Origin of the sequence: Bradyrhizobium sp. (genome assembly GCF_049519115.1) — a bacterium.
Taxonomy (GTDB): Bacteria; Pseudomonadota; Alphaproteobacteria; order Rhizobiales; family Xanthobacteraceae; genus Bradyrhizobium.
On sequence record NZ_JBEKRB010000013.1, the window covers coordinates 116,832 to 131,601 of the forward strand.

General features: G+C 59.9%; 13 protein-coding genes and 1 pseudogene. 9 read left to right on the top strand and 5 right to left on the bottom strand.

What is annotated here, in order from left to right:
• Nucleotides 1–431: 431 nt before the first annotated feature.
• Nucleotides 432–1,418: a hydroxyacid dehydrogenase gene (locus tag ABSE61_RS13055; protein ID WP_423871526.1), complete on the bottom strand. Its 987-nt coding sequence runs from the start codon at nt 1,416–1,418 to the stop codon at nt 432–434.
• A gap of 189 nt (nt 1,419–1,607) precedes the next feature.
• Here ABSE61_RS13055 and ABSE61_RS13060 point away from each other — a divergent pair, with 189 nt between their 5' ends.
• Complete coding sequence (locus ABSE61_RS13060) at nt 1,608–2,354, top strand: Spy/CpxP family protein refolding chaperone (RefSeq protein ID WP_423871527.1); 747 nt, start codon at nt 1,608–1,610, stop codon at nt 2,352–2,354.
• 251 nt (nt 2,355–2,605) lie between these two features.
• On the opposite strand, the gene ABSE61_RS13065 is transcribed toward ABSE61_RS13060, so the two are convergent.
• Together ABSE61_RS13065 and ABSE61_RS13070 are read right to left on the bottom strand one after the other, a co-directional pair.
• Nucleotides 2,606–3,007: a VOC family protein gene (locus tag ABSE61_RS13065; protein ID WP_423871528.1), complete on the bottom strand. Its 402-nt coding sequence runs from the start codon at nt 3,005–3,007 to the stop codon at nt 2,606–2,608.
• Between the two features lie 39 nt (nt 3,008–3,046).
• A complete protein-coding gene (locus ABSE61_RS13070; protein WP_423871529.1) occupies nt 3,047–4,420 on the bottom strand; it encodes an MFS transporter in 1,374 nt (457 codons plus the stop codon).
• Between the two features lie 176 nt (nt 4,421–4,596).
• Here ABSE61_RS13070 and ABSE61_RS13075 point away from each other — a divergent pair, with 176 nt between their 5' ends.
• Nucleotides 4,597–4,857, top strand: coding sequence for a PilZ domain-containing protein (locus ABSE61_RS13075; RefSeq protein ID WP_423871530.1), 261 nt, complete (start codon nt 4,597–4,599; stop codon nt 4,855–4,857).
• Between the two features lie 113 nt (nt 4,858–4,970).
• On the opposite strand, the gene ABSE61_RS13080 is transcribed toward ABSE61_RS13075, so the two are convergent.
• The gene (locus ABSE61_RS13080; protein ID WP_423871531.1) at nt 4,971–6,407 is read right to left on the bottom strand and encodes an NAD-dependent succinate-semialdehyde dehydrogenase; all 1,437 of its coding nucleotides are present in this window, start codon (nt 6,405–6,407) and stop codon (nt 4,971–4,973) included.
• Nucleotides 6,408–6,570: 163 nt separating this feature from the next.
• On the opposite strand from ABSE61_RS13080, the pseudogene ABSE61_RS13085 reads away from it, so the two are divergent.
• The 7 genes and pseudogenes from ABSE61_RS13085 to ABSE61_RS13115 all read left to right on the top strand — a co-directional run.
• A pseudogene (locus tag ABSE61_RS13085) lies at nt 6,571–6,672 on the top strand (DUF305 domain-containing protein); the annotation flags it as partial.
• Between the two features lie 44 nt (nt 6,673–6,716).
• Nucleotides 6,717–8,195: a hypothetical protein gene (locus tag ABSE61_RS13090; RefSeq protein WP_423871532.1), complete on the top strand. Its 1,479-nt coding sequence runs from the start codon at nt 6,717–6,719 to the stop codon at nt 8,193–8,195.
• Between the two features lie 83 nt (nt 8,196–8,278).
• A complete protein-coding gene (locus ABSE61_RS13095; RefSeq protein ID WP_423871545.1) occupies nt 8,279–9,259 on the top strand; it encodes a zinc-dependent alcohol dehydrogenase family protein in 981 nt (326 codons plus the stop codon).
• A 341-nt stretch (nt 9,260–9,600) separates the two neighbouring features.
• Nucleotides 9,601–10,146, top strand: coding sequence for a sorbitol dehydrogenase family protein (locus ABSE61_RS13100; RefSeq protein WP_423871533.1), 546 nt, complete (start codon nt 9,601–9,603; stop codon nt 10,144–10,146).
• 33 nt (nt 10,147–10,179) lie between these two features.
• Nucleotides 10,180–11,826: a GMC family oxidoreductase gene (locus ABSE61_RS13105; protein ID WP_423871534.1), complete on the top strand. Its 1,647-nt coding sequence runs from the start codon at nt 10,180–10,182 to the stop codon at nt 11,824–11,826.
• Nucleotides 11,827–11,843: 17 nt separating this feature from the next.
• Nucleotides 11,844–13,274 carry a c-type cytochrome gene (locus tag ABSE61_RS13110; RefSeq protein WP_423871535.1) on the top strand — a complete coding sequence of 477 codons (1,431 nt, stop codon included), beginning with the start codon at nt 11,844–11,846 and terminating at the stop codon, nt 13,272–13,274.
• Between the two features lie 43 nt (nt 13,275–13,317).
• Nucleotides 13,318–13,809: an FUSC family protein gene (locus ABSE61_RS13115; RefSeq protein WP_423871536.1), complete on the top strand. Its 492-nt coding sequence runs from the start codon at nt 13,318–13,320 to the stop codon at nt 13,807–13,809.
• 554 nt (nt 13,810–14,363) lie between these two features.
• On the opposite strand, the gene ABSE61_RS13120 is transcribed toward ABSE61_RS13115, so the two are convergent.
• Nucleotides 14,364–14,567 (bottom strand): hypothetical protein, encoded by a 204-nt coding sequence (locus ABSE61_RS13120; protein WP_423871538.1) that lies wholly within the window; start codon nt 14,565–14,567, stop codon nt 14,364–14,366.
• Nucleotides 14,568–14,770: the final 203 nt, after the last annotated feature.

Sequence of the window (14,770 nt, forward strand, 5' to 3'; positions counted from 1 at the left end):
CGAACGCTGGTATCGACGGCGAGGGTCAACATCCGGCGCATACTGGGGTGGCGGGGCCGGGAAAAACACATCGTAGCAGGGTTGGCTCAGCCGCGGTCCGCTGGCTCTGAGGCAAGAGGTAATGCGATCAGCGTCCGGTATATAGGCCCCGCAGAGCCGAAACACATCCGGCGTGCAGGCCTGACGTTGCTGCTCCGTCCCTTGAGCGGTCGCCGACGTCTCCGCAGCGAGGAAAAATACAAACGCTGCGATACAGCCGGCTATCTGATTAGTCCGCATCCTGCTCACCCTCGGGCAATTGATTCAGTAGTGAAAGTGTTCAGCTGCCAAAATGTCGAATTCCGGGCCGGCCTATCACCACTCTGCGATCTCATCCCGCTTGATCTGATTGGGTTCGGCGAAGAAGGCACATGAACAAGGTGGACGGCCGGCTACAATACGTCCTGATTGATCACATTCTGCCGGATCGGTGCGCCATCGAGCGCGCTCAGGATATTACGCGCGGTCTGCTCGCTCATCCGGTCCACGGCTTCCCACGTCACGCCGGCGACGTGAGGCGCAATGATCACATTGGGCAATTCAAACAGCGGATTTGGAACCGGCGGTGGTTCCTGCGCAAACACATCAAGGCCAGCGCCAGCCAATTTGCCTGACGTGAGTGCGTCATAGAGCGCGGCCTCCTCGATAATGCCGCCGCGCGCGGTGTTGATGAGATAGGCCTGTGGCTTCATGCGCTTCAGCCTTGCCGCATCGAACATCCCCACCGTCTCCGCCGTCTTCGGACAGTGAATACTGACGAAGTCGGCACGCGGCAGCGCCGCATCGAGATCGGCGACCACCTCATAACCGGCATTCCTGATTTCTGCCGCCGGCAGATAGGGGTCGTACACCAGCACATTCATTTCCATCGCCAGACATCGTTTCGCGGTGCGCGTGCCGATCCGGCCAAAGCCGATGATGAGGACGGTTTTTCCGAACAGATCATAAGGCAGTTTGCCAAGCCGCGTGCTCCACTGGCCGTCCCTGACCAGCGCGTGCAATTCGTTGGCGCGCTTGGCGAGCGTCAGCATCAAGAACAGGGCCTGCTCGGCCACCGACGGCGAATTGGCAATGCCCACGACCATCAATGGAATCTTCCGGCGGCTGAGGGCAGGGACGTCGACCGCGTCGTAGCCGACGCCGATCCGTGTAACGACCTTCATGTCCTGGGCAGCTTCAAGTTCAGCTTCGCCGAAACGGGTTGCACCGAGCGCGACGCCATGGACCGGCGCGTGTGCTTTCAATAGCGCTTCAAAGTCAGCGGCCGAGATCAAGTTCGGAAATTCGATCAGTTCGATATCGTCGCGTTCGGCAAGGAGGGCGCGGCCGCCCCGTGCCATGGTTTGGGTGACAAAGATTTTCTTCTTGTTGCTCGCCATTGCCGGCTCCTCGCCGCTGTTGTTCTCATTAATGCAGGTTCTTGCGCCGCTTCGTTTAGCAGGGGGAACTCGCTGCGGTCCACTGCCGCGGAGCCTGCAGTATTGGTAGACTCGCGGGCCTGCGAAACGGATAATCCCTTGGATTCGCAACCGCATCGACCGTCAAAGATTGGCCGAGGAGACCCGATCATGCTTAACCCGCCGCCAGCCGCGCGCCTCTCAGGGCTGGGCCTTGCCGTCCTGATGTTTCTCGCGATCGGAGGAACTGCCGAGGCCCAGGGGCTGGTCAAGGGCGTGCAGCAGGGCGCCGAGGCCGGCAACAAGGCCGCAGGCCCGGTCGGCGGCGTGCTCGGAGGCGCGATCGGCGGCGTGGTCGGCGTCTTCAGCGGCGCACTCGGTGTCCACGGGGACCAGGGACAGGGACAGGCGCAGGGACAGCCTGCCGCGGGTACCACCAAATCCGGCTCGACCCCGCCTGCCAAAGCGGCGAAAGGAACCAAAACGGCGAAAGGATCCTCAGTGCCCTCCGCATCATCGGGCAGGCCCGTGGAGGTGCTGACTCAACCTGGCGAACCGGAATTGACCGCCGAGCAGATTGTGGCGAACAGCGATGCCTATATTGACCGGATCAAGACCGAGTTGCACCTGACGCCTGAACAGGAAAAGAACTGGTCGGCTTTCAACAGCGCCATGCATTATCTTGGCCACAATGGTGCCGAGCGCCTCAATCTTCGAATCGCCCGGGCCAAGCGCGATCCGCCCGACGATATCGTGGAGCAGATGCGCAACGAGGCCCAGTTTCTCAACGATCGCGCCGCAGATCAGCGTGCGGTGGCAGACGCGGCCGAGCCCTTGTTCACAAGCCTTGACGACAAGCAGAGGGCGTTCTTCATCGAGGAAATGGTGCGCCTGAGCCACGAACGCGGGCTCGACTAAACCGCAAACATTCCCGCGACAGCAGAAATATCTGCCATCGTTCCTTTTTGCGCTGGCGACGGATAGCCGGGTACTCCGGCCCTGGGGTAGGTGGAAGGCAAGGCACCCGGCTATCCTGCCGCAGCGGCGGCGACGCCCAAATCGTCATGCAAAAACGAGGAAAAGCTGACCGCTTCGCGCCCGAGATATGGCCGCCTTATGGCCTTGTCGGGATTCGCAGAGAAGACGAGGAATCTGCTTGCAGATTTCGGTCAGCTCTTTGGAAAATTAAGTTCCACGCCAACGCCGTCCGGATCGTAGAGGAAGAACTGCGTGTCGCCCGTGCGCGGCACGATGCTTTCGCGGAACTTGACGTTTTTCGATTCGAGACGCTTGCGCACGCCGTCGACGTCGGTCGCGGCAAATGCAATGTGGTCGAGGCGGCCGGTGTCTTCGTATTTCTTCTCGGTACCGCGAATGACGATGCCCTCGCGCGGTTTGCGCGTTCCCATCAGATGGACGGTGGCGACGCCGCCGGAGTAGAGCCAATAGCCGGGAAAATCGAGCGGCGGGCGATCGCCGTTCTCCAATCCCAGCACATCGCAATAAAAATCCTTGGTGCGTTCGAGATCCGCAGGTTCGATCGTGTAATGCTGTAGTCCGCCAAGCGGCATGGTTGTTCTCCTTCGATCAATGCGCGTTCGTGTAGCAAGCTAGGCCGTCACCGCCAGCTCCCTGTCGATCTGCTCGATCGACTTTCCTCGCGTTTCGATGCCGAAGAAATAATACACCGCCCCGGTCAGCAAAAACCAGCATCCGAGATAAAGGAAGGCGAGAGGAATCTGCGGTAAGGGCACGTCAGGTTTGAGATAATTTCCGCTTCCCACGATCAAGGCGAGGCCGAGCGGGCCGATGATCTTGCCGATCCCGCCAAAGCCATAGGCCGATCCCATGCCGGACGTCCGCAAATGTGAAGGCCAGACCTCGGCCGCGTAAGGGCCCACAATCGCAAAGCCGCCATCCGCAAAGAAGAAGCCGACAGCCAGCAGCAGCCAGAACACTGAAATGCCCATCACCGAAGCGTCGTAATAGTAGCCGGCAAGGATCGTCAGCACGCCGGCGCCGAAGCCGAGCAAGCCGCCGGCATTGCGCCGGCCGAGCCATTCCGAGAAAAACGCAAACGACACCCGTCCGACGAAGCCGAACGCGCTCAGGAGAATCATCATCTTGGCGGCTTGCTGGGGCGAGACCTTCAACAGCAGCACAAACAAAGCGGGCGCCCACAGCGTAATACCGTAAACGCCGGTCTGCGCGCCGGCGTTGCCGAGCCAGGACACGATCAGGCTGCGGGGATATTTGAAGAGATCGAGCCAATTGCTTTGCTTGATGGGACCGGCGTCGGCGGCCGTGGGTAACGGCAGCGATGCGGGCTCGACTTGCAGCGCCCAGGCGAGCGATTGGCGAGCTTCCTCGTAGCGGCCCTGCCGGCACAGCCAGCGCGGGGATTCCGGAACCCAAATCCGCACCAACAGCACGAGCAGCGCCGGAAGCACGCCGATGGCGAACAGAATCCGCCACTCGCCGGAGCCGATCGCCGAGCCGAGCACGGCGCCAACGCCAATGCCAAGCGGAATCACGCAAGTCACCAGCCCACCTGTCCAGCCGCGCTTCGACGACGGCATGAATTCCTGCACCAGCGGCAAGTCCACGCAATAAAGGCCGCCGACGCCAACGCCGACAAAAAAACGCATCAGCGAGAGATAGATCCACCCGTTGTCGGGCGTGAAATACAAAAGGCCGGTCGCGATCGAGAAGTTCAGCACGGTTCCGATAAAAACCTTACGGCGGCCGACGCGGTCGGCGAGCCAGCCCCAGCCATAGGCGCCGATAATGGCACCGATCCCGGAGCTCATGAGCACCGTTGCCGATTGGCCGAAGGTCAGCTTCCACGGCCCGATCAGGAAGGCGAGCACAAAGCCGATCAGGAAGTAGTCGAAGAATTCGAGTGCATCGCCGAAAATGGCGGCGACGAGAATCCTGATCTGATTGCCAGTCAGGCTCGTCTGCCGGTCGAGAATCTCGAACATGGCATCTCCTTGGGGCTTAAGCGTTTCCGTGGCGCTTATTTTTTTGCCGAACGGGGCGGCGCCTTTGAGCCCCCGGGGGCGGGAGGCTAGCGCGCCCATCCCTGGAGCGGAAGCGTTGCGACCAATTTCTTTAGATTTGGGCGCTAGGCTTACCAGTTATGGGGATTCCAGCACGATTGATTGAAGAGAAGCGGAAGCATCAGCGGACCGAAATCAATGAGCCTGCCTATGTGTCGGCGGGGGGATCGGTCATGCGCTGCACGGTGCGGAATATTTCACCTGACGGGGCCGCGATTGACGTCGACAATCCGTCCTTCGTTCCCAACCAGTTTCGCCTGGTGATGGCCAGCGACTCCTCGACCCACGACTGCCGGGTGATCTGGATTCGAGAGAAACGGATCGGCGTGGCGTTCGTGAAATCACCGGACGCCAAGTAAGCCGTCTAGCTAACGGGCGACAACGTTCTTGCTTGCGGCCTTCCAAAATAACAAAGGAGCAAGCCACGACGGGTGGCTTGCTCCTTAATTTTACTTACAAGCCCGGATGTTTGTTAAACACCGGTCTGCGTGATGAACTTGGTGCTGAGATAGGCGTCGATCCCTTCGGTGCCGCCTTCTGAACCGTAACCAGAATCCTTCATGCCACCGAACGGCGTCTCGGGCAGCGCCAACGCAAAGCTGTTGATCGACATCATGCCGGCTTCGACGGCCGCGCCGATCGCAGTCGCGGTTTTGGCGGATTTGGTAAAGGCGTAGGACGCCAGCCCAAATGGCAGCCGGTTGGCTTCCTCCGCCGCATCGTCGAACTTTGCAAACGACGAAATCAGCGCCAACGGACCGAAGGGTTCCTCGTTCATCGCGCGCGCCGACTTCGACACATCGGTAACGACAGTGGGCTCGAAGAAGTAGCCTTTGTTGCCGATGCGGTTGCCGCCGGTCGCAACCTTGGCGCCTTTCCCAACGGCGTCCTGGACCATGGTTTCGATCGCCGTCACGCGGCGGTCGTTGGCAAGCGCGCCCATCTTGGAATCGGCATCGAGGCCGTTGCCGACCTTGAGCGATTTGGCGCCATCGACGAACTGCTTGATGAACTTGTCGTAGACGCCTTCCTGCACCAGGAAACGGGTCGGCGAAATGCAGACCTGACCGGCGTTACGGAATTTGGCGGCGACCATTATCTTGGCTGCCGATTCCACGTCCGCGTCGTCAAACACGATCACCGGCGCGTGGCCGCCGAGTTCCATGGTCACGCGCTTCATGTGCTGACCCGCCATGGCCGCGAGGTTCTTGCCGACCTTGGTCGAGCCGGTGAAGGAGATTTTCCGGATTATCTGGTGCGGGATCAGATATTCCGAGATTTCGGAAGGCACACCATAGACGAGGTTGATCACGCCGGCCGGGGCGCCCGCATCGGCGAACGCCCGGATCAATTCGGCCGGGGAGGCCGGCGTCTCTTCCGGCGCCTTGACAATGATCGAGCAACCCGCAGCAAGTGCTGCGCTCATCTTCTTCACCACCTGGTTGATTGGGAAATTCCAGGGCGTGAAGGCGGCAACCGGGCCGACCGGCTCTTTCAAAGCCATTTGATAGACGCCGGGAAGCCGCGCCGGGATCAGGCGGCCGTAGGTTCGGCGTCCCTCTTCGGCGAACCATTCGGTTGTGTCGGCGGCTGACATCGTTTCGATCTTGGCCTCGGCCAGGACTTTGCCTTGCTCTATCGTCATGAGGGTCGCGATCGCGTCGGCGCGCTCGCGGATCAGATCGGCGGCCTTGCGCATGACCTTGGAGCGATCGTAAGCCGACATCGCACGCCAGACCTTGAAGCCTTTTTCCGCGGCGGCCAAGGCCTCGTCGAGATCGGCCTTCTCGGCATGGGCGACGGTGCCGACGTGCTCTTCAGTCGCCGGATTGAGGATGGGGATGGTCTTTCCCGAAGCGGCGGGACGCCATTTGCCGTCGATATATAATTGCACGTTCGGGTAATTCATTCTGCTGTCTCCGGTATTTGGGGGGCTCCTCCGCCGGCGTGGAGAACAGCACGTTCGCCGCCCTCTTTTCAAGAGCGGGAAACGGCCTGTGAGCCTGTGAGAAATCGACGTTCGGCGCGACAGTAAAGGCTTGGCTGGTCGGTGGCCAGATACGCCGACACCCGACATGGCAGCCAAGCCGATGGGCGATATCGACCGGGACTTCGTCGCCATGATAGCTCCTGATCATCAAGGCGCGATCGACACGGCCGAATTCCAGCTCAAACAATAAATGCTTTGGACAATTGCCGCACAGATAGAGAGTAGAACATGCGCCAGAGATTGAAGCTATTTCTCGCCGGAGCGATGTTGGCGATCTCGACAGGCGCGCAAGCCGGCCAGGCGCCGGGTGCTACGGCCGCGACCGATATCCCGATCAGCCATCATGACCGTGTCTACGCCGCGGAACAGTTTTCCAACACGGTGTCCGTCACCGATCCCGTCGATAACAAACTTCTCGGCGTGATCCGGCTGGGCGATCCGCAGCCTGCCAACTTCAGCCCACTATACAGAGGACAGCTGCTTGTCCACGGAATGGGCTATTCGCCCGACCACAAGACGCTGGCGGTGGTCTCGATCGGATCGAACTCCGTCACGTTCATCGAAACCGCGACCAACACCGTGAAGCGCGTGATGTACGTCGGACGCTCACCGCATGAAGCGTTCTTCACGCCCGACGGCAAGGAAGTCTGGATCACCGTCCGCGGCGAAAATTATATCTCCGTGCTCGACGCCAAAAATTTTGCCGAGAAGACGCGCATCATCACGCCGAACGGTCCAGGCATGCAGATCTTCTCGCCCGATGGCAAGTATGGCTACATCTGCTCTTCCTTTAACCCGGAGACGGATGTCGTTTCGGTCGCCGATCACAAGATCGTCGCCAAAGTGAAGCAGGAAAGCCCCTTCTGTCCGAACATCGCGGCGACGCCTGACGGAAAGCAGGTCTGGTTCACGCTGAAAGATACCGGCAAGACCCAGGTGTTTGACGCCAGGCCTCCCTTCAATATCGTCAAGACTCTGAACACCGGTCCGATCACCAACCATGTCAACTTTGCACGCACCGCGAAGGGCATCTTCGCGTATGTCACGATCGGTGGCACCAACGAGGTCAAGGTGTTCCGCACCGACGACTTCTCGCAAGCCGCGACCATTCCGGTCGGCAAGCTGCCGCACGGCGTCTGGCCCTCGGGGGACGGTACGCGCATCTATGTCGGGCTGGAGAATGACGACGCGCTCGTCGCCATCGATACTTCGACCAATACAGTCATCGCCACCATCCCGATCGGACAGGCGCCGCAGGCCATTGCTTACGTGCCGAACGCCGCGCCCAATCCCGACGATCGGCAAAACCTGCAAGGCCTCGGCGTCGCGGGAGAGGTCGCCCACCTTGCGCTGGCGCCCAAGGATCGTCTGAAGGATCGTCTTACGTCCGAGCCGAAAGAAGGCCAAGCGCCGACCAGCGTTTCGCTGTTCGATCAAGGATTGATCCAGGTGCTGCAAGCCTCCGTCACGGGACTCGAACCGAAACAGAAATACGTTCTTGCGCTGGCCGATCAGGCGGACGGCAGCGGGACTTTGCAGCCGCTCGCTGCCTTCATGACCAATCCGGCGGGGTCCGCCATCGTCAATACCACCGGCCCGATCCGGCAGATCGTCCAGAATCCCGTGACATCCGCGCGGCGCTACCTCATCATTGCCCCCGGCGACGCTGCAAATCCTGGCGAGCCAGTGCAGGTCGAGATCCCATAAGACTGGTCCGGCGGAGATAAAGCGTCCCAAGCTGGTCATTTCTACGCAGCAATGGAAAAGGCTGTCCGATGACTTCACATCAAATGCGAGCGCTCATCCTCACCGCTCACGGCTCACCGCTTCTTCTCCGCCCGGTCGATCGCCCCACGCCTGCCGAAGGACAAGTGTTGGTCCGGATCAAGGCGAGCGGGGTTAATCCGCTGGACCTGAAAATATCCAAGGGACAGGCCGCGCACGCCCGGCATCCGCTGCCGGCCATCCTGGGCATTGATCTCGCCGGTATCGTCGAAAGCGTTGGAGTAGGGGTTACAGACTTCAGACCCGGCGACGAAGTCTATGGAATGACGGGTGGCGTTGGGGGCCTGCAGGGCTCGCTTGCCGAATTCGTGGCTGCGGATGCCAGGTTGCTGGCAAAGAAGCCGGCGAATCTCGGCATGCGAGATGCCGCTGCCCTGCCGTTGATCTTCATCACCGCCTGGGAGGGACTCGTCGATCGCGCTCATGTTCGCGCCGGGCAAAAGGTCCTGGTTCAAGGCGGCGCGGGCGGCGTCGGTCACATAGCCGTCCAACTCGCGCGGGCGTTCGATGCGGAAGTGTTCGCCACCGGCTCCCGCAAAGACAAGTCCTATATCGAGCACCTCGGTGCGGCGTTCATCGACAGGGAAATGCAGCTCGACGATTACGTCACCGAATATACGGCGGGGCGGGGTTTTGACCTCATCTACGACACCGTGGGCGGCACGGTGCTTGATGCCTCGTTTAGCGCAGTAACACGCTTCGGACATGTCGTGAGTGCACTCGGCTGGGGCACCCATGCCTTGGCGCCGCTTTCGTTTCGCGCTGCGAGCTATTCCGGGGTGTTCACGCTTCTGCCGATGTTGAGCGGCGAAGGACGCGCGCATCACGGGGAAATCTTACGCGAGGCGACACAACTGATTGAGGCCGGAAAGATCGTGCCTCGCCTCGACCCGCGTCATTTCAGCTTCGAGACGATCGAGCAGGCACACGCCGCCATCGAAGACGGAAGCGCGAGCGGCAAGATCGTCGTCGACATTGGAACGTAGACCCGGCCTTCCTTTATCGAATTTTCGAATAAGTGGAGCAAATTTCCGCGCGAAGAGCGGAAAGGTGTTCGGCCCGCTGTGATGTCAACGATTGTGAGTGGAGCAGATATGCCCTTTTGCCTGGGCCGCTTCCGCTATTGAGCCAGGCCGGATGTGTCGTTTGCGTGACGCTCCCCGCGAAGCGCCACTCCAGCAACGGGAATTCCAACCGAAGGTTCGATGCAGGCATATACGGGGCATCGCTCGCTCTGGATTTGCCGACGCTGTTTTCCGGATAAGCAAATATTGATCCCGTCGGGGATTGAGATAATCTCTCTCGGGTAAGAATAGCGGAGCCGCCCATGTCTGATCAGCACCGCGATGACTCTCCCACAGCATTTAGTCTTGCGCGACGTGAGGTCGTTATCGGAGGCGCATTCCTGGTGGGTGGATTGGCTGCAGGTCTGATGCCAACGCAGTCGGCAATGGCCGCGTGGTCGGAGGAAGCCTCGGCCCGCTTTATGGAAATCTCGTCGCTGCTTATTCAGCATCGCTTGGACCAGGAGGTCGGCAGGCGTATTGGCGCGGCCATGGGCGCGTTGAATTCGCAGCTGTCAGACCAGGTAACCGAACTCCTCGCCATCGCAAAAAACAAGAATGCGAAAATTGTCGAGGAGTTTTTTCCTGACGTCCCGGAAGGACCTCTCAAGGAGACGGCGCTCTCGATTATTTCCGCCTGGTATCTCGGCGTCATCACGGATGCCGCTGACGCCGAGGTGTTCGCGTTTGAGAATGCGCTCATGTATCAGCCGACGCGAGACGTCATGACCATTCCCTCCTATGCAATCTCGGGCCCGAACGGGTGGTCTGCAGACGCGCCTCCGTTGGAGAACATGCCGGATTTTTAGCCGCTTCACTGAGACCAACGAGAGGCTATGCAGATGGCAGGCGACCAAAGTGCAGATGTCGTCATCGCAGGGACCGGCATTGTCGGCTGTCTGATCGCAGAGCAGGCCCTGGACGCCGGTCTATCGGTACTGATGCTGGAGGCGGGCCCTCGCGTCGATCGCTGGCGAATTGTGGAGAATTACCGAAACCTTCCGCCGAGCCTGCGGCTGTTTCATTGGGATGCGCCTTACCCGCCAAAACCATGGGCCCCGCATCTCGAAACCCGAACGGATAAGGAGGCTGAACAATACCTCCAATTGGAAGGACCGAATGCGCGCGCCTACTTGCAAGGCTACGTGCGCTATGCCGGCGGCGCTACCTGGCACTGGGCGGGCTTATGCTGGCGTATCACGCCGGACGACATGCGCCTGAAAAGCCTCTACGGGGTCGGACGGGATTGGCCGTTTGCTTACGACGTACTCGAGCCCTACTACACGCGTGCTGAACATGCGATCGGTGTCAGTGGTCCATCCGACCCCGCTTTGCAATGGCCACCCAATGCCAAACGTTCCAAACCCTATCCAATGGGGCCACTTCCCTTCGGCCCCGGCGAGCGCCGCTTGACGGAGGTTGCCGCAAAAGTCGGGATGATCAATCTGCCGGCACCACAGGCGCGCAACAGCGGCATTTCCTATCACGGCCGGCCCGCGTGTTGCGGCAACAACAATTGTTTTCCCGTTTGCCCCATCGCGGCCAAATATGATGCCGCCACCGCATTACCGAACATCGAAGCCAAAGGCGGGAAGATTCTCGCCAACGCCGTGGTCTATCGAATTGAGACCGGGGAGAAGCACGTGGTCCAGGCCGTTCATTATTTCGATTCAGACAAGGCATCGCACAAGGTCACCGGCAAGGTCTTCGTCATTGCCTGCAACAGCATCGAGACGCCAAAGCTTTTGTTGTTTTCCAAGGACGACCGCAATCCCAACGGCATTGCGAACAGCTCCGACCAGGTCGGGCGCAACATGATGGATCAGCCGAAGCTGTTCGCGGATCTGGAGCTCAAGGAACCGCTGTGGACGGGCGTAGGGCCGGTTCAGAGCAGCAGTATTCTCAACACGTCTCAAGGCGATTTCCGAAACCAATATACCGGCGCGATGTTTCGGATGGAAAACTTCGCCCGCAGCCCGCTCGGGGCTGCCGCCGCGCTGAAGAAAAGGCTGGTCGGCAAGGCGCTGGATAACGAAATTCGAAGGCTTTCTGCCTGCACCGCCAGGTTGACGGTCGAGCACGAGCCGCTGCCCTTGCCGGATAACCGGCTAACGCTTTCGGACAAGAAGGATTGGCTCGGCATCAACAAGCCCAATATCTACTACGATGTCAGCGATTACGTGCGCCGTAGCGCCAAGGAATACACCGTTCCGCGGTTGCGCGAGCTGGCAGACGGACTGGGCGCCACCAGTTTCCAGCTCTCGCCTGAATTTTTCAATAGCGACCACATCATGGGCGGCTGCATCATGGGGACCGGTTCAAAGACATCGGTGGTCGATCCCGATTGTCGTGCGCACGATCATCACAACCTGTTTCTGCCTGGCGGTGCTGCGATGCCGAGCGGAACGGCGTCCAACAGCACGCTCACCATGTCCGCATTGGCGCTGAAGGCGGCTGACGCGATCGTCGATCAACTCAGGCGAGGCTGATCATGAGGAGGCCGATCATGAGCAGCTTCGGTCATTGTATCGGTGCGCTGTCGGTCGGTATCGCGATTTCATTGGCCGGCGCTACTCATGCGGCGGAGCAACCCGCTCAAGGGGACGCCGCGATCGAGCGCGGAAGATATCTGGCCATTGCGGCCGACTGCGGGGCCTGCCACAGCGCGCCGAAAGGCAAGCCTTTCGCCGGCGGGTTGCCCATCGGTACTCCCCTCGGAACGATCTATTCGACAAATATCACCCCGTCGGCGAATTTTGGCATCGGGCGATATACGGAGGAAGAGTTTTCGCGGGCGCTTCGCCGCGGAATTCGCGGCGATGGGGCTCATCTCTATCCCGCGATGCCCTACACTTCCTACGCCAAATTCACCGATGAGGATATCCACGCCCTCTATCTCTATTTCGCGAAGGCCGTAGAGCCGGTCGACGCACGTGCGCCCGAAACCGAGCTGCCGTTTCCGATGAACATCCGTTTGTCGATGCTGGGCTGGAATCTTCTGTTCCTGGACACGAAAGTCTTTGCACCTGATCCGCAGCAATCGGCGCCGTGGAATCGGGGCACGTATCTTGTCGAGGGTGCCGCGCATTGCGGCACCTGTCACACGCCGCGAGGTTTCCTGATGCAGGAGCAGACCGGCCGCGCGTTATCGGGTGCGCAGGTCGGGCCGTGGTACGCGCCCAATATCACGTCGGATTCGGCGAGTGGCATCGGCAGCTGGAGCCGGGAAGAGCTCGCGGCCTATTTGCGCGATGGACATTTGCAAGGCAAGGCGCAGGCTGCGGGAAGCATGGGCGAAGCTGTCGAGCACAGCTTCCAGCATCTCTCGGCCGACGATATCGATGCCATCGCCACTTACGTCAAAAGTGTCCCGCCGATTGCCGGCCCTGCTGCTAGCGGTTCACGGTTCACGGCCGGAAAGACGTTTTCCGAACTTGGCAGCTTGCGTGGCCGCGACGGCATCAAGTCCGACAACGACCCAGCTCCCACCGGAGCTGAATTGTTTCAAGGCAATTGCGCCTCCTGCCATGCGGCCGAAGGGCAGGGCAGCAAGGATGGTTACTATCCGAGCCTCTTCCACAACTCCGCCACCGGCGCGAAAAATCCGACTAACCTGATTGCCGCCATCTTGTACGGCGTGGATCGCACGGTATCGGGCAAACAAGCCTTCATGCCTGGCTTCGGCGGCCGGCCGGCCGATGCCAATCCGCTCAGCGACCGCAATATCGCGGTGTTGGCGAGCTATGTGCTCGGCCATTACGGGGCGGGCGATACCACCGTGACCGAACAAGAGGTCAATGCGATACGGCAGGGCGGACCGGCGTCTTCTTTATTGCTTCTCGCCCGTGGAGGCCTCGCAGCGGCGGCGGTGGTCTTGATTTTGGCCGCTATGTTTCTTGTCTTCAGAAGAGAGCGCCGGCCCCGCTTGTCGCACTGATCAGAGGGTAAAGGCGCCGGAGAAGCTCTCAGCCTGGGATGTCGTGCATGCCGTCAATCTGGCGATCACTACTTTCATCGCCTACGCGCTGACAACTTCGGTAACACCACTCCTTACGCAAAGACCCGCGCAGCCTGTCGGAATCCTGTGGACCGTGATCTCCGCGGTGTTCGTGTTCAGAGATACGCGTGAGCACAGCCTGTCAGCCGGGTCGTCGCGGCTATTCGCAACCTGCGTCAGCTTCGCGCTTTGCCTGGTCTATCTGCTGCTGTTTCCCGCCAATCCCTTGGGGATGGCAATCGTGATCGCCATCGGCACGCTCTTGATGACGTTGGCGAACCGCCGTGACGAAATCGGTCTACTCGCGATCACGACCGCAGTTGTCCTTATCGTCGCCGCCGAAAATCCGCAAACATCGTGGCAACAGCCGTTCCTGCGTCTTGCGGACACGGTCGCCGGCGTCACGGTCGGCATTGCCTGCAAATGGATCGCGTCGTTTGTGTTCTTTCGCGTCAGCGGGCAACAAGCGCGCTAATGATCGAAGGTTGGCCTGGATGCCCGGGCTGCGGTCCGCGCGGGCGTGGGTAGATATTGGTAGACACCCAGCTGGCGGAAGGGGTGTCACGTTAACTGTTTTGATTTTACGTCGAAAAATAGCACCCATTTTCGAAAAGCTACGTTTGTGACCACGGTGGGGCCGGGGACCATAGCTTCGACAAACCCGCGAGTGCTCGGCCGATGGCCCCTCCATAACTCTAGGAAGGTCGCTCTCTTCATAACCCCCTGGTGGGGCATGTGCTGTTCATCCGCCCGAAGGCTTGCCCGAGAAGAAGCTTCTTATCATCGGGGATTCTGAGCTTGTCGATCGACCCTTTAACCTCGTCGAAGAAATTATTCCATGTCGTGCTGTCGACGATATTGTCTGCGTCGTTCAAGCGCAGCGTGTCGGACGGATGCCGGAACCGGTTAGAAAAGCTTCTATCCTTGGGGACGCCGTTTCGCTTTGCTGTTATCGCGCCGCCATAGCTTAGCTTCGGACGGACGCAGATCGAGCGGCCGCAACGACAACGTCTGAGCGAGCACACTAGACTAGGCGGCTGCGACGTTAGCAACCGGGGCGGGCTTTCGAGCCCGTGCCACGTTTTGTAGATGATCCGCCGAAAGCTGCACCGTTCTGAGTTGTTCGCGTAGCTTCATTAATTCAAGGACCTGCGCCTGAAGATCAGTTTTTGTGCGAGTGAGGATTTCCAGCCGCGCGTTGATGAGAGAGAAACTCTTCAAATCAAGGCTCATTTTCGTCCCCTAACATCAAAAAAAACTCAACCAAGACAGTTGTGGATAGAGCGCATATGACCTGGCCCTGCCGATTTCCTCCAGATGAAGTTAGAGTCCGGCCCTCTGAAGGACGGACCAATGAAGCGAGCCAGGTTTACGGAAGAGCAGATTATCGGCGTGTTGCGGGAGCACGAGGCGGGCGCGAAGGCCGCTGATTTGGC